Origin of the sequence: Legionella drozanskii LLAP-1, assembly GCF_001467585.1 — a bacterium.
Taxonomy (GTDB): Bacteria; Pseudomonadota; Gammaproteobacteria; order Legionellales; family Legionellaceae; genus Tatlockia; species Tatlockia drozanskii.
Map to the genome: position 1 here is coordinate 24,468 of NZ_LNXY01000008.1, position 19,653 is coordinate 44,120.

A 19,653-nucleotide genomic window follows, 5' to 3' on the forward strand; every position below is an offset into this window, starting at 1 on the left:
CAGTAAATGGTTAAAGTTAAAGAGGATACTCCCTGGTTAACTGACGGTGGTATAGATGTTGAACAATGGCTCCACCAACTAGGCTCTAAAGGGTATTTTCAAGACTTAGATTTAATTCGCAATGCCTGTAATTTAAGTCAATTAGCAGGCCATGATCATGCTACTGAGACAGGAATATCCTGTCTACAGCAAGGCTTGGCCATGGCAGACATCTTGGCCGATTTAGAGGTTGATCAGGAAACACTTACTGCCGCTATTATTTTTGAAAACGTTCATTATGATGATTTGTCACTGGATGACGTCGAGGAACAACTCGGTTCAAATATTGCAAAACTAGTAAAAGGTATTGAAAAAATGAGTGCTATGCATAATTTGCAAGCACTTAGCAAATATCCACAAAACAAACATCAAATCGATAATACTCGCAAAATGCTCCTTGCCATGGTCGATGATGTACGAGTTGTATTGATTAAATTAGCAGAGCGTCTTTGTGTGTTACGGACTTCTTCTCAGCTGCCTGAAGGAATGCGCAAGCAAATAGCAACCGAAGCGATGGAAATTTATGCGCCTTTAGCTAATCGTTTAGGTATTGGGGCTATCAAATGGGAAATGGAGGATTTAGCTTTTCGCCATTTACATCCCGACGAATATAAGTCGATTGCGAAAGGCTTAAAAGCCAAGCGATTGGAACGAGATCGTTATGTAGATCTTATAGTTGCCGAATTAAACAAACAAATTCAGGCTACCGGTGCTCATCATTTTGCAGTTTACGGTCGCTCTAAACATATACACAGTATTTATCGCAAAATGAAACGCAAAAACGTTTCCTTAGATGAAATCTACGATGCGACTGCGGTGCGTGTCCTCGTCGAAACGAAAGAACAATGCTACGAGGTGCTTGGAATGGTCCATTCTCTATGGAAACAAGTTCCTATTGAATTTGATGACTATATTATTCATCCTAAACCGAATGGTTATCAATCACTTCATACTGCGGTAGAAGGCCCTGAAAAACGTGTATTTGAAGTGCAGATCCGTACTTTTCAGATGCATGATTTAGCGGAAATGGGCGTCGCTGCTCATTGGAAATATAAAGAGGGTGGCGGGCCAGAAAAGGAAAGTCATGAACGTAAAATTGAATGGCTTCGCGATGTATTAGCTTGGCATAGAGAAATGGCTACCTCGAGAGGAGTATCTGAAGCCATTGAAACTGAGTTTCTAGAAGATAGGGTTTATGTATTTACTCCGGATGGTGATGTTCTCGATCTACCGCAGGGCGTTACCCCCTTGGATTTTGCCTACCATGTTCACAGTCAAATTGGGCATCGATGCCGAGGTGCAAAAGTGAACGGTTCCATCGTTCCTTTAACCTATGCTTTGCGAACCGGTGATCGGGTTGAAGTGCTGACTGGTAAAGATGAGCGCCCTTCAAGAGATTGGATAAATCCCCACCTCAATTATTTGAAAACCTCCCGTGCAAAAGCGAAAGTTTTGCATTGGTTTAAGATGCAGGATTATGACAAAAACAAAGCCGAAGGCCATGAAATTCTTGATAAAGAACTGAAAGCTTTGGGCATTAAAACCGATCGCTTGCATGATGTCGTTTCCTCTTTCAATTTTAAACGTTTGGATGATTTACTCGCAGCCTTAGGACGTGGTGATATTAAATTAGGACAAATTCTTAGCCGCTTATCTCCTGCCGAAGCGGATACACCAGTGATTCAGAATCTGGTGAAACCTCATGCAAAACCAGAAGTTCGAGGTGGGGATTTACGTATTGAAGGAGTAGGAAATCTCTTAACCCACATGGCTCGTTGTTGCCAACCGGTGCCTGGTGATCCTGTAATTGGGTATATCACCATGGGGCGAGGTGTCTCGGTACATCGCCAGGATTGCCCGAATATTATTCATGCGAGTGAAAGGCAAAGACGACGGTTTTTACAAGTCAGTTGGGGAAGCGCGACTCGCGATCATTATGTTGTTGATGTATTAATTAAAGCATTTGACCGAACTGGGCTTTTAAAAGACGTGACGTCCTTGCTTTCTAACGAAAAAGCGCATGTTTATGCATTACAAACGCAAATTAACAAACAAGACAACTCCGCCTTTATTACCCTGACCGTGGAAATTGATGGTTTAAATAGCCTTTCTCGCTTGTTGAGCAAGTTAGAACAAATTCCAAATGTCTTAGAGGCTAGGCGTCAGGTGTAATAGGTCAAACCAGCGCAGGTTGGATCTTGGCCCAACAAATTCATTCCCTAAACCCACCCTCAATTCCACCTTTTGCTATGCTATATATAGTCAATAAAGCAATTCACAAGGACGATGCCAAATGAATGTCACTGAAAAGATCATTAAAGCTCATCTTCTCGAAGGCAAAATGGAGCCTGGCAAAGAGATCGCATTGAAAATCGACCAAACACTCTGCCAAGATGCAACGGGTACCTTAGTCATGCTTGAATTAGAAGCGATGGAGTTAGAGCGTACGAAAGCCGATATTTCAGTGCAATATGTCGACCATAACTTAATTCAAGAAGATAATAAAAATCCCGATGACCACCTGTTCCTAGCCAGTGCCGCAAAGCGATTTGGTATTTATTTTAGCCGTCCTGGTAATGGTATTAGCCATGCCGTTCATATGCAAAATTTTGGTAAGCCTGGTAAAACGCTTGCCGGCTCTGATAGCCACACCTGTGCCGGAGGTTCATTAGGAATGATTGCCATTGGTTCAGGAGGATTAGAAGTTGCTATGGCTATTGCGGGATATCCACTCTACATCAAAATGCCCAAAGTACTGGGCGTTAAGTTAACGGGAAAATTACCTGACTGGGTCAGTGCTAAAGATGTTATTTTAGAAATGTTACGTCGCCATGATGTGAAAGGTGGGGTTGGTTATGTGATTGAATATTATGGTGAGGGATTAAAACATCTGTCTGCTATGGACCGCCATGTCATTGCCAATATGGGTGCAGAATTAGGCGCAACAACGACGGTTTTTCCTTCTGATGAAATTACCCGCGAATTTTTGCAAAGCCAAGGGCGAGAACAGGATTGGGTAGAGTTAAAAGCGGATAAGGACGCGACCTATGATAAAGATGAGGAAATCGATTTATCAAGTCTTGTGCCGCTTATCGCAAAACCTTCAAGCCCTGGTAATGTTGTTCCTGTGACTGATATTGCCGGCGAAGAAATTTATCAAGCTTATATCGGCTCCTCAGCGAATCCCGGCTATCGCGATTTTGCAATTGCTGCCGAAATAGTTAAAGGACATACCGTAAAAAATAATGTTTCGTTTGATATTAATCCCAGCTCTCGAACCATTCTTGAAGAGCTCTCCAGAGATGGCCATCTAGGTAGCCTAATTCATTCTGGAGCGCGTATACATCAAGCGGGGTGTAATGGTTGTATTGGAATGGGGCAAGCTCCAGCGACCGATAAAAACAGTTTGCGTACTGTTCCGCGTAATTTCCCCGATCGCTCCGGAACCAAAGATGATAAAGTTTTTCTTTGCAGTCCTGAGACAGCGGCTGCTTCGGCTTTGGCTGGAGTTATTACCGACCCTCGAGCATTAAAAACTGCCTATCCTCAAATTAAAATGCCCAAACATCGAATTTTAGATAAAGCCTGTTTTGAACTCCCTTTGCCTCTAGACGAAGCCAAAACAGTTAAGTTAGTTAAAGGACCAAATATAGTTTCTCTACCGGAGCTTGATGCTTTACCCGAAATATTTAAATTGCCTGTTTTATTGAAAGTTGGTGATAATATTTCAACGGATGAAATTTCTCCAGCAGGAGCGAAAGTACTTCCTTATCGCTCCAATATCCCCAAAATTAGTGAATTTACTTACACTCATATTGATGAAGATTATCCAGAACGGGCAAAAAAACACAAAACGGGTCATGTCATTATTGGCGGAGACAACTATGGCCAAGGATCAAGCCGTGAGCACGCGGCCTTAGCTCCAAGATATTTAGGTTTGCGTGTAGTGATTGCCAAGAGTTTTGCTCGTATTCATTGGCAGAATTTAATTAACTTTGGCATTCTTCCTTTGGTGTTTAAAAACCCTGCGGATTATGACTCAATTCAATTAAATGACATCGTTGAAATTGATTATCTCAGTAAACAGTTAGATCATCATGAATTCAAAATTAAAATTAATAATAAAGAGATTGAAGTAACGCATTCTCTTTCTGAACGACAAAAAGAAATGCTTAAGAAGGGCGGGTTGATTAATATGATAAAAGCTCATCTTAAAACGAAAAATCGTAATTAGTCCACCTACCTTTAGGTATGTCTCAGCATTTGCAGTATGCTTTAGGAAATTACCTTCACTTTTTTGCAATCCAACGGTGTGCCGGGCAAACTTGGGCACAATGAGGGTAAAAAATAGGTCTGATTTTTGAATGTAAATTAATAGCTCAAATGAAGTAGACATTGCGAGACTATTATAAATGAAAAAATGGAAAATTCTTTGCGCTGCCACCTGCTTATTTTTTAGTACTTTTTGCCTGTCAGAAACCATTAACAACACTGACATTAGGCAGCTTGTGAACTTTATTGTCTCCAATAAAATGTTAATTGCCACGCCTGAGCGCAAACTTGTTCCTCTCAGCTTTTTTCTTGGCACTCAAGAAGATATTGATGCTTATTTCGGTGATTTTATTTGCACTGCAAATAATAGTTGTACGGTAGTTAATACTCTGTTTACGCCTTTTGCTATCTTAGGTCGAGGCTTACCTCCTTTGGAGGGGACAGAACTCGAATGGCTACAGGCGCAGGCACAAATTGAACGGACAACGGTTAGATATGCTACTGATATTTATCATGGGGCTACTCGGCAAATTGCACTAGCTTTGGCGGCAAAAAATGGTTTTTTAGCCCCTGAGAGAGCCAAGATTTTAATCTTAAATGAATTACTTTACATCATGAATCCAATTAATCGTGCAACAGGATTGGCCTTTCTCTACGGTAATAAAACCCCCATTTTTAATCCCAATTTTGCATTCAGTTTTCAACGGCTGGCAATCAATTTCTTTAATAAAGATCCCTTTTTTAATGGTAGATTCCAAGATTTTATCAGGCGAGATTTTAATCTTTTGGATGCCAGTATTGCTGAGCAGGGCCATCATTTTCCCGCCTTTTTTAATTTTATTACCACTTGGTCTGATTTCAGGCCCTTAACAGGTAAAAATGCTTGGGCACAACTCATCGGCCCCTTACAAGCAGAATTTATACTAGATAATGGTCGAATTCCGCTCAATTCCTTAGCCCTGCAAAATGCAATTAATAGCCTAATTCCTTTTGGATTTATGCAAACGGGGATTGGTGCATTCTATTTCGCACCCCTGGGTACACAAGGAATTCAAGTGCCCCTGCAACTGGGAGAAATCTCCATCGAGGATAATTTTGAAGTGTTAGCAGGCTTACAAATATTAAAAGCTATTTTGCAAAAAACAATTCAGACCGTGGAAGTAAGGCAAGCAATTGCGAGTATCAATATCATGTTATATGGTGGCCGGACAATCAATGGCTTCCGCACTTTAGGCCTATTGAATTTTCTTTATAATGGCAGTTTTGATGTGGAAAATGGCCTTTTTATAACAGGTGGCATTGCCTTGACGCCCTCAGCAACCGATGATTGGCAGCCAGGCCGATCATTCCGTGCAAGTTTTACAGCGGTCAGTACTAATTTATGGGCTATTTCAGCTTTAGGCGTTGAGACAATCGATAATTGGTTTGGCAGAGGAACAGCCCTAAAAATATGGCAAACTGTTCGCAATAATGGCGGGTTTTTTAATAACGGCGAATTATGGGGTTTAGGTTTTAGTTTAAACAATAATGTAGGTGCCAAGCCTGAAAGTATTATGGCGGCAGCACAAACGGCCGCTGCGGTTAATGCATTGAATTCTTTAATCGATTTTTACAGAAATTCGGATATTGATGTCAGAGATTTAGAAGAAGATCTTGCTAGTTTACAACTTAATTTTTCTCATTTGCGTAATGATCGTTATCTTGATTCTAATTTTGTTGATGCCACACCAAGGGAGTTTTTTATCACTGTGCCTCCAGTCATTGGTCAAGCTTTTCTTCATGCAAGCAAGCGTTTTTCCATTCCCTTTGATTGGAATGCCAACACGATTGCCAGCATTAACGCGAATGCCTGGGTTATTATGAATAATTTTAATTTTAATCCTTTTCAATACGGAGGAAGGCCAGAGGGAGAAAACTATCCAATACCCCAAAAAGTAGATATCTTAGATAAAACAGTTCAGACGATTACTGATGCGCTGCCCATGGACGTAACAGTTAATTTTTCAGCAGGGGAGTTAGGTCCAATTAGACGGTTAGTTCTGCGTTACAACTTAGATGGCTCACAAACAAATTGGATTGTTGCCGCAAATATTGATCAGAGAGACGGGTTTACTACTTTACCTCGGGGAACAAAGGCTATTTCAATTTCTACTAGCGAGGATGATTTTAATAATATCTGTCATATCAATCCCGCAACGAGCTTATGTGCGGATCGGGATTGTTTGACCGTCCGCTCTATTAATGCTCATTGGAGTGCAGATGGATTGGGGAATTGTGATTTGGGGGATTAGTGTATTACTCAGCTAAGATTTATCCAAAGGTGATAATTGCTCTAAGGTGGTAGGAATTAGCTCTGAAACTGTAGGGTGTATATGGACAGCATCTCTAATCAAGGTATAAGGTTTATCAGCATACATAACATCCAGAATAGAATGGATAATTTCATCACCGCCAACCCCTAAAATCGCTGCACCTAAGATCTTTTGACTATCAGCATCCACAAATATTTTAATAAAACCAGTCGTCTCACCTTTAAGAACAGCCCGTTTAACTTGCGACATGGGTCTTTTCGCGACGAGGGCATTATAGCCCCTCTGACGAATTTCAGCTTCGGTCATACCGCAGCGGCCCAATGGAGGATCGATATAGAGGGCATAAGCGGTAATTCTATCGGTGACTTTACGTTGAGTATGATTCAACAAATTATCCGCAACAATTTGGTAATCATTATAGGAGGTATGAGTAAATGCCCCTTTACCATTGCACTCACCAATTGCCCAGATATTCGATACGGAAGTTGCAAGAAAATCATCCACTACAACGATACCACGTTGATCTAATTTAATATCTGTATTTTCCAAGCCTAGATCATCCGTATTGGGTATTCGACCAATAGCGACTAATACATGAGTTCCTTTGATGACTGATTTATTGTTTTCATCTCCGATATGAACATGAACGTCTTGCCCCGATTGGGTGCATTCAAAGCAACTTGTGTTCAAATGTACATCGATATTGGCGTCTTTAATAATTTTTAAGACGGTATCGGAAACATCCTCATCCTCGCGTGGAATAAGGCGAGGCATTTTTTCAATAACGGTTACTTTTGAACCAAAGAAGCTAAATGATTGAGCAAATTCGAGGCCAATATAGCTTCCACCGATGACAATTAAATGTTCGGGGAATGTCTCCAGATCTAAAATAGATGAATTCGTTAAGTAGTCAATTTCACTGAGACCTTTAATAGGAGGCACAAATGCACGCGCACCAACATTGATAAAAATTTTATCGCCGGTCAAATGTTGATCATTCACGGTGACGGTATAATTGTCGACAAATTTTGCCTGGCCGTTAAACACAGTAATATTTGGTGTATTCCGCAACCATTGCTCAACACCCTGAGAAGCCTTATGAACAATGGCATCTTTACGTGCTTTAACGTTTTTCCAATTTGTTTTGATGGGCCCATCGATATCAATTCCGAACTCAGCTGCTCTATGAGCGAGATGAGCAACTTCCGCGCTGGCGATTAGGGTTTTAGTAGGAATGCAACCGGTATTGACGCAAGTACCACCAAAGTTTTTTCGTTCTATGATGGCAACTTTTAATCCAGTGCCTGCAAGTCGGACAGCAAGAGAAGGGCCAGATTGGCCAGTTCCTATAACAATCGCATCAAAGCATTGCGCAGTCATGATATCTCCTTCCTTGAAAACAGTTTATTGTTCTGTTGTTAACTTTAGCTTATAAAATTAGGATTTGCTCAATGCTTAGTTTTGCCAACCTTAGGCCGCGTGCTAAAATCTTCTTAGTTCCTTTAATTGACTTTAATATTATGCTAGTAGATTCACATTGCCATCTGAATTTTATTGATCTAACCGAATTTGATAATGACCTAGAAAAAGTATTGGTGAAAGCTAAAGAGAATGGCGTTGAACATTTTCTTTGTGTCTGCGTTGAGCTTGGAGATTACCCAGTGCTTTGCCAACTTGCTGACAACCATCCTGAGATCAGTATTTCGGTAGGTTTGCATCCAAACAGTGAGATCGATAAAGAACCTTCAGCAGCCACGCTGGTCAATTTAGCAAAGCATCCTGACTGTATTGCAATAGGTGAGACAGGGCTTGATTACTATCGTACAGAAACAGAAATAGCCCAGGAACATCAAAGACAGCGTTTTCGTGCTCATATTCAAGCATCGCTGACCACGGCAAAGCCTCTTATTATTCATACACGTCAAGCAGCGGATGATACTCTGCGACTTATGGAAGAAGAAAATGCCCAGGAGGTTGGTGGAGTTATGCATTGTTTTGCTGAAGATTGGGCTATTGCAAAACGAGCCTTGGATTTGAATTTCTATATTTCGTTATCAGGGATTGTCTCTTTCAAAAATGCCACCGCTTTGCATGAAGTGGCTAAGAAAATTCCCAAAGATCGGCTTTTAATCGAAACCGATTCACCCTATTTGGCGCCTGTTCCTTTTCGAGGAAAACAAAATCATCCTGCGCTTGTTAAATACGTTGCAATTGCTTTGAGTGAATTACGTCAGACTAGTTATGAAGAGATTGCTCAGCAAACCACAGAAAATTTCTATCGTTGTTTTAAAGTTCCTAAAAGAGTGTAATTTGTATCAAGTGAGGTGGGCTTTGGCTTAACCTACGAATGGAAAATCAGAAGAGGACCAAAATGAGCAGCGCAAATAACAAAAAATTATTTATAGGATTAATGTCGGGAACAAGTATGGATGGTATCGACGCTGCGCTCGTTGATTTGTCAACTAATCAGTTTATCGCTGGCCTTACCCGTCCCTATAGCGCAAAAGCAAAACACTATCTTAATGCGGTATTAAGCGGAGAATTAAATAGTTTAAAGGCCTACAGTCAATTAAATACTCTTTTAGGAAGAGAGTTTGCCAGTGCAGCAATTGAGCTTAAGGACAAAGTTAAGGTTCCAGGAGAAGCGATCCAAGCGATTGGTAGTCATGGTCAGACTCTCTGTCACGATGCGACCGCAGATATCCCCTACACGGTACAACTAGGTTGTGCTCATACCATTGCTGAATTAACCGGCATAACAGTTGTTGCGGATTTTAGAACACGTGACATGGTTGTTGGCGGACAGGGAGCTCCATTTGCTCCTATTTATCATCAAGCTCTTTTTAAAGGGCAAAACTTCCCAATCGCCATCGTCAATATCGGCGGCATTGCCAATGTGACTTATATGCCAAATGAAATGACTGTGAGTGGATATGATTTAGGTCCGGGCAACTGCTTAATGGATGCCTGGATCCAAAAAAATCTTGGTCTTGATTATGACGCAGCTGGTGCTTGGGCATCAACAGGAAAAGTCATTGAGCCCTTATTAAATAAAATGCTGATTGATCCTTATTTTAAGCGTGAACAACCCAAAAGTATTGGTAAAGAATATTTTTCTCTCGCCTGGCTAAACAATTATCTAGACGCTGAATATTCTCCAATGGATGTACAGGCAACATTATTAATGTTAACGGCAACAACAATTGTGCAAGGAATAAAAAAAGAATCTATAGCACCTAAGCAAATTTTTATTTGCGGTGGCGGCGCTCATAATACTTCTTTGCTTAATTCCCTAGCCAACTTAGCCCCTGAGATGCCCGTAAAAAGCACAGATGCAATTAATATTAGCCCCGATTTTATTGAGGCTTTAATGTTTGCTTGGCTGGCTGAAAAAACCTTAAACAAGATTCCACTTAATATGAGTCAAATCACTGGAGCGAAGCAAATTACAATATTAGGGGCAATCTATCCTGGGGGCATTGACAAATCAAATTCGCTTAGGGTGTAATGTTGTTTTTCACCAATTAAGATACTCCTTTGAACACACAAACTTTAAACAATCAACAACCTAGCAAATTTAGTGCTTATGTTGTTTTCTTACTCTCCGCTACCTTTTATCTGTACGAGTTCGTATTGCAGGTAGCGCCTAGTGTCATGGCTGACTCAATGATGAAAAGTTTTCAAGTGAGTGCAGCAGGCTTTGGAATTATATCGGCTTTTTATTTTTATGCGTATGCTCCCATGCAACTGCCAGCCGGTTTGCTTTTTGACCGTTATGGCCCGCGAAAATTAATGACTTTTGCCTTAATCACCTGTGCGATAGGCTCATTCTTTTTTGCTTCGACAAATAGTTTATATACTGCCGCCCTTGGCCGTTTCCTTATCGGTATGGCATCAGCTTTTTCTTTTATCGGGGTATTAGTCTTAGTATCGCGTTGGTTTCCTCCACAACAGTTTGCTATTCTTGCGGGTATCGCTCAGCTTATGAGCTCCGTTGGCGCTATGTTTGGGGAGATGCCGCTTGCCAAGTTAATCGATCTGGTAGGCTGGCGTTATGCCAGTTTTATCCTGGCTTTTATTGGATTAGCTTTAGCCGCTCTCATTTGGTTTGTGATAAGAGATTATCCTCATCAGACAACTCAGGAGCGACCGCAACGCCAGTTTAAAGATGAATGGCAGCGACTTTTAAGTGTTTGTCATCGTTCTTATACCTGGATAATAGGTGCTTATGCGTTTACCATTTGGACACCAATAGCCGTTTTTGCTGCACTATGGGGAGTTCCCTATTTACAGCAAAAATATCAAGTAAGTGTTCTTGTCGCTTCTGGGCTCTGTTCAATGATTTGGTTAGGTATTGGTGTGGGAAGTCCTTTGTTAGGCTGGGTCAGCGACCGCTTCTATAGTCGACGCTTAGCTTTAAGTATTAGTTCGGTTTTTGGATTGGTTTCAACGCTTATGCTGCTGTATTTACCGAATGTTCCAATTAACTGGATGTATCTTGTATTGTTTATGTTTGGTTTCGGTGCCGGCGGTCAAACGGTAAGCTTTGCAGTAGTAAAAGATAATAACCCGCCGGAGTTGGTTGGTACTGCCTCAGGATTTAATAATCTCGCAGTATTATTAGGTGGGGCAATTTTTCAGCCGCTAGTTGGTGTCTTTCTCCATCACAGTAGTGGATGGACCATTGTTAACGATGTACCGGTCTATCCAGTACAAAGCTACAATTACGCTTTATTTATTTTACCTGCCTGTTATTTTATAAGTTTGCTTGTATCTCTGTTTGTTCTTAGAGAGTCTCACCCAGGAAGTGCTGAAATTTTACATAAAAAATGTCACCACATGGATTTAAATAGTAGTCTTATTTAGCAAGAACATAACCTGGTTGCGAAATCAGGTTATGTAGCCTTAATGGAAATTATAAATAAGGGATGTTCATGCAAAATTCCATTAATGATGCGAACAATAAGTATTATTTAATGGGAGGTATTGTATGTTGTCTTATATTTTTATTTCTTATTGCTGCTGTGAATTGGTATATTCCTGTCGCGCAACTTAATGCGTATTTAAATCAATACGTTGAAAATAAATTACCATTTTCTTTCCTGAGATATATTGCCCTGTTGGTTTCTCTTTTGGGTGATAAATATGTCATTATTCCAACCGTTCTATTAACTGGTTTCTTTTTTCAACGGCAAAAACGATTTAGTCTGCATTTTATCATCGTGGTCATTTTAGCAATGTTGCTAGCTTCTTTTTTTAAAAATAGCTTAGCAATTCCTCGCCCAGATGTGTTTATTCAGTTGAACAAATTTGCTTTTCCAAGCCGCCATGTTAGTTTATGCTCATCCTACTTAATTTTTTTATCCCTGATCATTACTCAACAAATCAAGCACTATAAGTGGTTAGTTGTAGTATCTGCATTAACTTTAATTTTATTAGAATCATTATCCCGGATGATACTTGGGGTTCATTGGTTAACTGATGTGGTAGGGGGCATTTTGCTCGGTGCCGCCTGCGCTTTATTCGTTGTTTATCATTATAATTTTAAGCCAACCCCAATTCAGAATCTTCGCAGTTTTGTTAAAATTTTTATAATGATTTTTTGTTTGATTAGTCTTTTTTATTTATTTATTTATTGGACTGAATTAATTAAGGAATATAAGTTTAGACAAGAAAGTGGCATACTTGATTTCAATTTGTATATAACTTAAGTCATTTGATTAAATGACGCCTTAATTTTTGTTTAAGTTTTTATCAGTACAATATACCACTGAGTAGTAGTTTAATAACAAAGGTGTATATATGAAAGCTGATGCAGAAATGAAAAAAATATTAGAAAAAGATAAAGCAAGAAAGGAAGGTTTAATTGAACTTGATATACCGTATAAAAAAGAGAAAAAAACTGAGCGGATTATTTCTAAATTTTGGACTAATTTATCAAAGTCAGGCCTGGAAAGAAAATCGTTTAAAGAACACGATTTCGGTCAATTTAGATCGAGATATTTGTCCAAATCAGAACAGCTAGACAGCAGATTGACAATTGATCATGATGGAAAATTTATTAGAACCAATGGAAAAACTGCCAACGGTCTATATATTTATATCGTCAATAAAAATGATGAAATAGTTGCTCTGCCAAACATGCGAACTTTGCATCATTCTTACGTAGCAAATGGTAAAAAAATAAAAGGGGCAGGATTTCTTTTATTTGAAAAAGGAATTTTGAAGGAGATTGATAATAATAGCGGTCATTATAAGCCCACTACCGAACAAATGATAAATTTATTAACAAATGTATGCAAACAGCTTCCCTATGATGTTCGTTTCAAAGACTATAGTCATCAAAAGGAAAAAGTTCTTCATCAATATAGCCTCAATGAGTTTGTTAAAGCCGTAGAAAGTGATGCGGCTAGTAATGAATTAATAAGTATCGCCGAGAAAATTCCTTATCGTGTTACACAATCTCCTATGACGACTGTAATAGAAGAGCGTCTTCATTTTGTAAAAACGTACGTAAAGGATTTAAATGAAAAAGTTCAAACTCGTTTAAAGCTTGATGATGAACCTTTTGAACGTGTTTATGAAGAAATATCCGATGATTTTGAAAGTGGCTCAGAGAAAGAAGTTTCTAAAAGAAATGATTCAGATTCTGAGGACGAAAATATTTCTGAAGAGCAGGGAAGTAGTCCTCGTTTAATATAGAATAAGTGTTGCTAGACTTAAATTTATTCTGGTAATTTGGGTTTAGCAAATAATAAAATCAATAAATTACTTACAATTTTTGTTTTATACTAAAGATAGGTTTCTTATGAGTAAGTCCTTATGAAACGAAACTGGAATATAATCAGAACGATTCTTTTGCAAGTCGAAAAATTGGCGCCAAATGCTCTTTTGACTTTAGATGATTTTCCTGTCGATCAACACAACGAAGTCTCCTATCACTTAGAAATATTAGAAGAAGCTGGATTGCTCCAAGGAAAAATACATAAAACTCCTGGCGGCTCACCCCATAGTTTTCATTTAATTCGTCTCACTTGGTATGGTCATGATTTTTTAGAGAGCATCCGCTCCGACACACTATGGCAAGAAATAAAAGATCAACTAGATTCTAAAAAAATTGGGATGAAAGTTGATACGATTATGGCGACGTCGCAAGCAATTACCAATAAGATGACATCTTGATCTTAATTTGAACTCAATTAACTAACTCTCCCCTAGCTGCATATTCTGTATTTTGCATTAATTTAATTCAACTGCATTTAATTGTGCTCTTAATGTTCATTTAATAATTAAATTATAGAATGATAATCAACATAAATGTTGCTGTAGGTCTACCTGTGAATATTTTACAACAATTGTTACAAAGACATAGAAATCTAGAGTTAATAAAACTTAATGAAGTCTATTCTATTGAGAAAAAAGCTGAGCGAATAATTAGAAATTTTTGGAACGATTTATTAAAATCAAATGTAAAAGCTTCTAATTTTTTTAATGCAAATAACTCAAAAAGCTTTAGTTCTAAATATTTAAATAGAGCGGAACAACTCGATTGTATAATAACGTCAGATAGGGTTGGAAGGTTTTGTGATAAAAAGGGGAATCTACTAAATGGAAAATATATCTATGTGGTTGATAAAGATTCCGAAATAATCGCTCTTCCTTACCAAAAAAATATGCATCATTCCTTTTTAGCGAATGGTAAAAAAATTCAAGGAGCAGGATTTATGTTTTTTGAGGAGGGAATGCTAAAAGTTATTGATAATAATAGTGGTCATTACAGGCCTACTATTGAGCAAATGAAAGGTTTGCTATCAGCAATTTGTCAAATCGTTCCTAATCAAGTGAAATTCGTTGATTACAGCAATGTAGACGATAAATTTCTCTATGAATACAATTTAAAAGATTTGATTTACGCTCTCGAAAAAGGGGAGACTTATGAAAATCTAAAATATATAGCGGATAGTAAACCTTATGCTGTATTAAAATTTCCTAATATAAAAACCATGGAAAATCGTTTAAAGCTTGTTAAAGTACTAAACAGAGAGTTAAGAGAAAATTTAGATTACCATATAGAACATCAAGGTGTTGATTGTAACTATAGTTATGTAAAAATCGACTCTTCGGATGAGACGCATCAGGTTGGTTCTGATATTTCGACTGATGATTTCACAACAAACAATGACCAGGATGATAATCAAACAAAGATACGTTTTTAGAAGAATCCGATATATTTTTCACTCACCTGATTTTTATAAAATCAGCAACCTCTGCTGAGCAATACCCTAAAGCAATTCTTATAAAGCATTTGCGTCAATCTATTTTTAAACCAAAAATGAATTTAATCAACGCAATTTCCTTTGCGATAAAACTTCTCCAAGATTGAGGCCCAGTAAGACCTTTTTTTCCAAAGTTAGCTGACGATCAGTAAACATAGAAAATTAAAACTATTCCAAATTGGAATCTTCAAGATCCAAATATTCTCTGTATTGTATTTATCCATGAAGATAAATTAGTTAGCTTTCTGGAGAGTGGAGATACCATTGAGAGGCAAGACCCAAAACGAAAATCAAAATCATCCTTTAGACCTCGTTCAAGATCAAGTTGATGAAAGCAATATGAGCCTGATGTTATCTGATGAAATTTGGCTCGCTGTCCTGTCTTTTCTATATCCAAAATCGCTCGTGAATGTTGAATTGGTTAGTACTCGGTTTCGAGGGTTAGCAAAGGATAATTTGCTTTGGAAAAAATTATTCCTTACTGTTTTCCTTGAAGGTACTTCCATTCCTACTCATCCAGACTTTGATTGGAAAGAAACGTTTGCAATCTTCTGTGCAGAAGAATATGGATCTTTTGATTCTCAAACTCGAAAACGCATTTTTTTAATTATTGCTGGTTCAATCGATCAAATTCATGCAGCGAATCTCACAGTTGAGGATTTAAGCGCAAACAGTTTTTTATTGATTAAAATCGCAGCACGATTTACCCGGCTAACTGTTTTAGATTATTTTTATCTCCTTGGTCTGCAAGAGCTTAAAGAAGACACACCAACAATAGACCTAGCTGCTGAATTAGAACACGATTTATATCTTCTTCGTTGGGCGGTAATCTGTAACAAAAGAGACGTGGTGCATATGAGTTTAATGCAATGCCCCTCGTTGCTTAATATGGGAACACCTGACGATTCGCACGGATTAATTGAAATTGCTCCAAGGGATACGATTACTTATTTTGCTGTTAAAGCTGGCCATTTGGATTTATTACTTGAACTTTTAAATTATTCACAAAATCGAGCGCTACAGACCGCCTGGGATTTATCCTACCTTTACAAAAGCATTGTTTTAGAAGGACAAATGTCTATGTTGAAAGGTTTTGGTGATTTTTTAGAACGCCATAGACAAGCGGCCCCAACTAATGAAAATTCGGCACGGATTATTAAATCAGCGAGGAGCTTAACTGATCCATTGATTATAGCAGCTCATCATGGTCATTTGCCCTGTTTCAGGAAGGTTTATGCTCAATTACGCCATGAGTTGAAACAAAAACAAGCACGCATTTTATTATCTCATGTTTCTTCTTCAGTTAGCGATGTATCTCTTCTCGAGAACGACCTAGAAGAAGCAAAAAAACCGTTTACTGAGAACTTTGAAAAAGCCATGCTTCAAGCTGCTAGTGCAGGGCAAACTGCAATTATAGAATACGCCTTAACAAATCAACTGATTGCTATTGATCAGGCTTTAGGAATCGAAGGAAGTACTGTTCTATATAGAGCAGTAGGGCATCACCAAGTCAAGCTGCTGCAATTTTTATTAGCGAATAATGCCGACCCTGATATAGCTTTTAGTAGTATAATCAATTCTCCTGCTCCCAAGCCCTCCAGTATTTATTGGATTGAGTATCAAAAGACAATGGCTCTATTTTTAAAAGTACTTAAAGAACGAAAAAAGGAGCCCAATGGAACGGAATTATTATTTCTCGTCCTTCATGATAGAGCTGATACAATCGAACAATTATTTGCTATTGATCATGTAGCAACAATGCGTTTATTGAAACCTATTCTTCTTGATAAAGAGGTAGAAATAGGGCCCAAATGTACTGAGCTCTTTGATTCCATGGCCATCCAATCTGTCCTTGATCGTGAATGTACTCCCGCTATGCCTTCCGCAGCTAATTTTTCTCGTTTTTTTAGTTCTTTCCATATAGCTGGTGCAAAACCTGCTCCTTATCAAGAATCAATAATGGATAGAAAGCCTATGTAACGCTCATTAATAATGAGTAAATTGAGTTAAAATAAGACTGTTCAGACATTAAAACATTGATAGTTTGATTAAACAAGGAGCACACTCTATAGAATATTCTCTACTATTCATTAAAGTTATTGACTGAAAATTTCATTTTAGGGCAGGGAAGTAACTGGTAAATCAATAAGTCTGATTAAATATACTAATCAGCCTTATACAAGGCTATGCTCGTAAAATGTGTTAGAAAACTCACGGGAATTAAGTACTAAACGTTTTTTGTCCCTTGGCGAAAGATAATAAAATTAGCAAGCAGCACCCCACCTTGTTGGATACTTTTTTGATTTTTTGGTTAAATTATTATAATATTTTTCCAAAGTTATGTTTTATGAGAAATATGTTGAAATTTGAAGATGAAAAAGCTCTTTTTGAAGCTGAAATCAATAAGTATGTTGCAACTAAGTCAATCTCACGTTTTTTTCAACCTGAAACTAAAGCTAGAACAATAGAAATCTCCCAAAAAGGTGCGAAATTCCTAGAAAATATTTGCAAATTAAAAAGTATTCCCGCGACAATTTCCAGACGGGATGAAGATTTTTATGCGCAGGTCTTATATCATGCAACAAATTTTATAAAAGATCCGTCTTTAGGTAATTATAGAAATTTTCATTTGTGTGTCGCAAGACTTTTATTAGATCGTCAATTTTTACAGACAAAAATTTTAGACGAGGCATTCACTCCCTCAATGATTGTTACAGGTATAATGGCAGCTAGCATTAGTTCAATAATCATAGGAATCTGCGCCTTAACTGCTGGCTTAGCAGTAACAATCAACCCCGTTGGAATACTAGTTCTAGGAATAGCGCTGGCAGTCGCAGGAATCACCTTGATAGTTACACATTTACTCCCTTGCTATAGGCTATATAGGGATAGCAACCTTGATGATCTGGTAGCATTTTATGATTGTTTAAAACAATCTGAAGATTTTAATAGTGCTTTATCCACAGACACCTCATTGCTAGTTTATCGCCAAGATGAAAACGACGACCGCGGGATTCTTTCATTACGAGACGATGAGTTTTTGACCAGCAGTTTAACATGTTAGCCGGCGATCCTGTCGCTCTCTTGTATATCCGAACCTTTCAATTTTGGGTTAAATTACAGATGGGGCAAAAGCGAATTGACTAAAATTTGCACCAACTTAATATTATAACGGGTATGTAGGTTTATAAATCAGATGCAAGTTCTCTTTAGGTATGCTTTAGTTCAAAAATAATTATGCGAACAGTTAGAAATTTGCTAATGATTTAGATCTACTGGATGTCGCGGACAAGCCGCGGCACGTAGGGGGCAGGTGAAATATTAACAGACTCTAATATAAATTTCGCAGAGTATTACTTTATACTTTGCCGATAATCAAGGTGATAATCAATTATACTTCCTACGTCTAATACGTCCTCCTGCGCAACATATGGATTCGCAGCAGCTTTTGCAGCGCCAAATAAAGTATGCGCTAGATAGCCTGCTTTTGCATAAGTAAGTTTCTTTTGATCGGCTTCACTACCTTTCTTGGCTTCTTCTTCGGCTTCTTTGGCAAAGGAGTTAGCTATTTTCTTTTCGTTTTTTATTGTTTTGCCCCATTTTGTTAACTTTGAGAAGTATCCTTGACCTTCGTATTCATCGATCTTTGTTCCTCGTTCAAAATGGCCAACATGTTCTTGGTCTAAATCAATTCCTTCTTTATCAAGATGTTGATTAACCGCTTGAACATGAGGTGGGGATTTTTCATGCAAAATTTTCCGTTGTGGGAATTGGTATTTATAGCCCTGATCAACTTCTGACTTAAATGCCGCTGTTATGACGTTATAAGTGGCCTCCCAAAGTCCTGGGATAGATTTTTGTTCTTGTTTATTTGAAGACTGATTGTTCTCTGGCATGTTATCTACCTCATTGGTGCTTGTATATGAGAATATAATAACCAACAAAGATTAATATAATATTAAGTAACTTAAAAAAGAGCATGTTATTTAAATTTATGCTTTGTTGATGTAAATAACAGCATAATTAGAAGTGTTCATTGAAGTAATTGTTTGAAAAATAAGCCTGAAAGATAGTGCAGGATAACCACTCCTTTTCACCCCATACCAACACCAAAAGGCTTGTCTTCCTTTGTATACTGAGATTTCATTGCTTCCACTACTTGGTGAATTAATTCGTCACATCGCCCCTTTCTTTCACCGCCTCTGATATTAGCATCAAAAAAACGGCAACGGCCTGCTTCATTTTTTCTTCCCAGATAAATCTCGTGATCTGCTTTATCCTGCGGATAGGTAATTAAAAGATGCTTATTTTTCTCTAGCAAAGCAGTGACGGTTGCTTCGGTTAAATGGTTTTTAGGAAGTATAAGGTCGACATGGGGAACATTATTTTCTTTAAAAGCAGAATGATCAATATCAGTTTCTCCTAATTTCGCTGCTTCCAATTCTCGATTTTCTCTTTCGATTGAGTTTGCTAAGAATTTCTTACCATCCTCTAGATATTTTTTAGGTTTTTCTCCTTGTAAAATAAGACTGAGATAAGTATTAGTCATTGGCCGACACATCCCTACAACCTCTCCTTGATCATTAACTGCTAGACCATATTTTTCCAAGATTTCTCTTTGTGTAGTAAATGCTTCCTTATTATTTGCTGAAAATGAAGAGAAAAATGTACGCATCTTATCCTTCCAATAAAATTAAGAAGCAAATAATAACACAAGCTGCACTATATAAAAACAGTCTACAATTAGTTAAAAG

The 19,653-nt window shown here is 38.1% G+C and carries 15 protein-coding genes; 12 read left to right on the forward strand and 3 right to left on the reverse strand.

Annotated elements, in window-relative coordinates; all coding sequences use genetic code 11:
• Positions 1-6 precede the first annotated feature (6 nt).
• The 3 genes from relA (at position 7) to Ldro_RS03635 (ending at position 6,602) form a co-directional block, all read left to right on the forward strand.
• Positions 7-2,211, forward strand: coding sequence for a GTP diphosphokinase (gene relA, locus Ldro_RS03625; RefSeq protein ID WP_058495067.1), 2,205 nt, complete (start codon positions 7-9; stop codon positions 2,209-2,211).
• A gap of 121 nt (positions 2,212-2,332) precedes the next feature.
• Positions 2,333-4,273, forward strand: a complete 1,941-nt coding sequence (locus Ldro_RS03630) for an aconitate hydratase (protein WP_058495068.1) — start codon at positions 2,333-2,335, stop codon at positions 4,271-4,273.
• Positions 4,274-4,451: 178 nt separating this feature from the next.
• The gene (locus Ldro_RS03635; protein WP_058495069.1) at positions 4,452-6,602 is read left to right on the forward strand and encodes a hypothetical protein; all 2,151 of its coding nucleotides are present in this window, start codon (positions 4,452-4,454) and stop codon (positions 6,600-6,602) included.
• Between the two features lie 12 nt (positions 6,603-6,614).
• On the opposite strand, the gene Ldro_RS03640 is transcribed toward Ldro_RS03635, so the two are convergent.
• Positions 6,615-8,003 carry an FAD-containing oxidoreductase gene (locus Ldro_RS03640; protein WP_058495070.1) on the reverse strand — a complete coding sequence of 463 codons (1,389 nt, stop codon included), beginning with the start codon at positions 8,001-8,003 and terminating at the stop codon, positions 6,615-6,617.
• Positions 8,004-8,143: 140 nt separating this feature from the next.
• On the opposite strand from Ldro_RS03640, the gene Ldro_RS03645 reads away from it, so the two are divergent.
• From Ldro_RS03645 to Ldro_RS03685, 9 genes are all read left to right on the forward strand, one after another.
• Positions 8,144-8,932 (forward strand): TatD family hydrolase, encoded by a 789-nt coding sequence (locus Ldro_RS03645; RefSeq protein WP_058495101.1) that lies wholly within the window; start codon positions 8,144-8,146, stop codon positions 8,930-8,932.
• Between the two features lie 62 nt (positions 8,933-8,994).
• Entirely contained in the window at positions 8,995-10,131 is a 1,137-nt protein-coding gene (locus tag Ldro_RS03650; RefSeq protein ID WP_058495071.1) for an anhydro-N-acetylmuramic acid kinase, read from the forward strand.
• A 29-nt stretch (positions 10,132-10,160) separates the two neighbouring features.
• On the forward strand, positions 10,161-11,489 hold the full coding sequence (locus Ldro_RS03655) for an MFS transporter (protein ID WP_058495072.1): 1,329 nt from the start codon (positions 10,161-10,163) through the stop codon (positions 11,487-11,489).
• A 68-nt stretch (positions 11,490-11,557) separates the two neighbouring features.
• Complete coding sequence (locus Ldro_RS03660; protein ID WP_058495073.1) at positions 11,558-12,334, forward strand: phosphatase PAP2 family protein; 777 nt, start codon at positions 11,558-11,560, stop codon at positions 12,332-12,334.
• Positions 12,335-12,425: 91 nt separating this feature from the next.
• Positions 12,426-13,325: a hypothetical protein gene (locus tag Ldro_RS03665; protein ID WP_058495074.1), complete on the forward strand. Its 900-nt coding sequence runs from the start codon at positions 12,426-12,428 to the stop codon at positions 13,323-13,325.
• Between the two features lie 120 nt (positions 13,326-13,445).
• Entirely contained in the window at positions 13,446-13,805 is a 360-nt protein-coding gene (locus Ldro_RS03670; protein ID WP_058495075.1) for a DUF2513 domain-containing protein, read from the forward strand.
• 155 nt (positions 13,806-13,960) lie between these two features.
• A complete protein-coding gene (locus Ldro_RS03675) occupies positions 13,961-14,839 on the forward strand; it encodes a hypothetical protein (protein ID WP_131764422.1) in 879 nt (292 codons plus the stop codon).
• 324 nt (positions 14,840-15,163) lie between these two features.
• Complete coding sequence (locus tag Ldro_RS03680; RefSeq protein WP_058495077.1) at positions 15,164-16,879, forward strand: F-box-like domain-containing protein; 1,716 nt, start codon at positions 15,164-15,166, stop codon at positions 16,877-16,879.
• 376 nt (positions 16,880-17,255) lie between these two features.
• Positions 17,256-17,963: a hypothetical protein gene (locus Ldro_RS03685; RefSeq protein WP_131764421.1), complete on the forward strand. Its 708-nt coding sequence runs from the start codon at positions 17,256-17,258 to the stop codon at positions 17,961-17,963.
• A gap of 289 nt (positions 17,964-18,252) precedes the next feature.
• Here Ldro_RS03685 and Ldro_RS03690 read toward each other — a convergent pair whose 3' ends face one another.
• On the reverse strand, positions 18,253-18,795 hold the full coding sequence (locus Ldro_RS03690) for a hypothetical protein (protein WP_058495079.1): 543 nt from the start codon (positions 18,793-18,795) through the stop codon (positions 18,253-18,255).
• A gap of 197 nt (positions 18,796-18,992) precedes the next feature.
• Complete coding sequence (locus tag Ldro_RS03695) at positions 18,993-19,574, reverse strand: hypothetical protein (protein ID WP_058495080.1); 582 nt, start codon at positions 19,572-19,574, stop codon at positions 18,993-18,995.
• Positions 19,575-19,653 lie beyond the last annotated feature (79 nt).

Excerpts from the sequence above, each read along its gene's own strand:
- Ldro_RS03630 (WP_058495068.1), top strand. The coding sequence starts at position 2,333 with ATGAATGTCACTGAAAAGATCATTAAAGCTCATCTTCTCGAAGGCAAA.
- Ldro_RS03690 (WP_058495079.1), bottom strand. The coding sequence starts at position 18,795 with ATGCCAGAGAACAATCAGTCTTCAAATAAACAAGAACAAAAATCTATC.
- Ldro_RS03685 (WP_131764421.1), top strand. The coding sequence starts at position 17,256 with ATGTTGAAATTTGAAGATGAAAAAGCTCTTTTTGAAGCTGAAATCAAT.
- Ldro_RS03660 (WP_058495073.1), top strand. The coding sequence starts at position 11,558 with ATGCAAAATTCCATTAATGATGCGAACAATAAGTATTATTTAATGGGA.
- Ldro_RS03650 (WP_058495071.1), top strand. The coding sequence starts at position 8,995 with ATGAGCAGCGCAAATAACAAAAAATTATTTATAGGATTAATGTCGGGA.
- Ldro_RS03640 (WP_058495070.1), bottom strand. The coding sequence starts at position 8,003 with ATGACTGCGCAATGCTTTGATGCGATTGTTATAGGAACTGGCCAATCT.
- Ldro_RS03665 (WP_058495074.1), top strand. The coding sequence starts at position 12,426 with ATGAAAGCTGATGCAGAAATGAAAAAAATATTAGAAAAAGATAAAGCA.
- Ldro_RS03635 (WP_058495069.1), top strand. The coding sequence starts at position 4,452 with ATGAAAAAATGGAAAATTCTTTGCGCTGCCACCTGCTTATTTTTTAGT.
- Ldro_RS03645 (WP_058495101.1), top strand. The coding sequence starts at position 8,144 with ATGCTAGTAGATTCACATTGCCATCTGAATTTTATTGATCTAACCGAA.
- relA (WP_058495067.1), top strand. The coding sequence starts at position 7 with ATGGTTAAAGTTAAAGAGGATACTCCCTGGTTAACTGACGGTGGTATA.
- Ldro_RS03695 (WP_058495080.1), bottom strand. The coding sequence starts at position 19,574 with ATGCGTACATTTTTCTCTTCATTTTCAGCAAATAATAAGGAAGCATTT.
- Ldro_RS03670 (WP_058495075.1), top strand. The coding sequence starts at position 13,446 with ATGAAACGAAACTGGAATATAATCAGAACGATTCTTTTGCAAGTCGAA.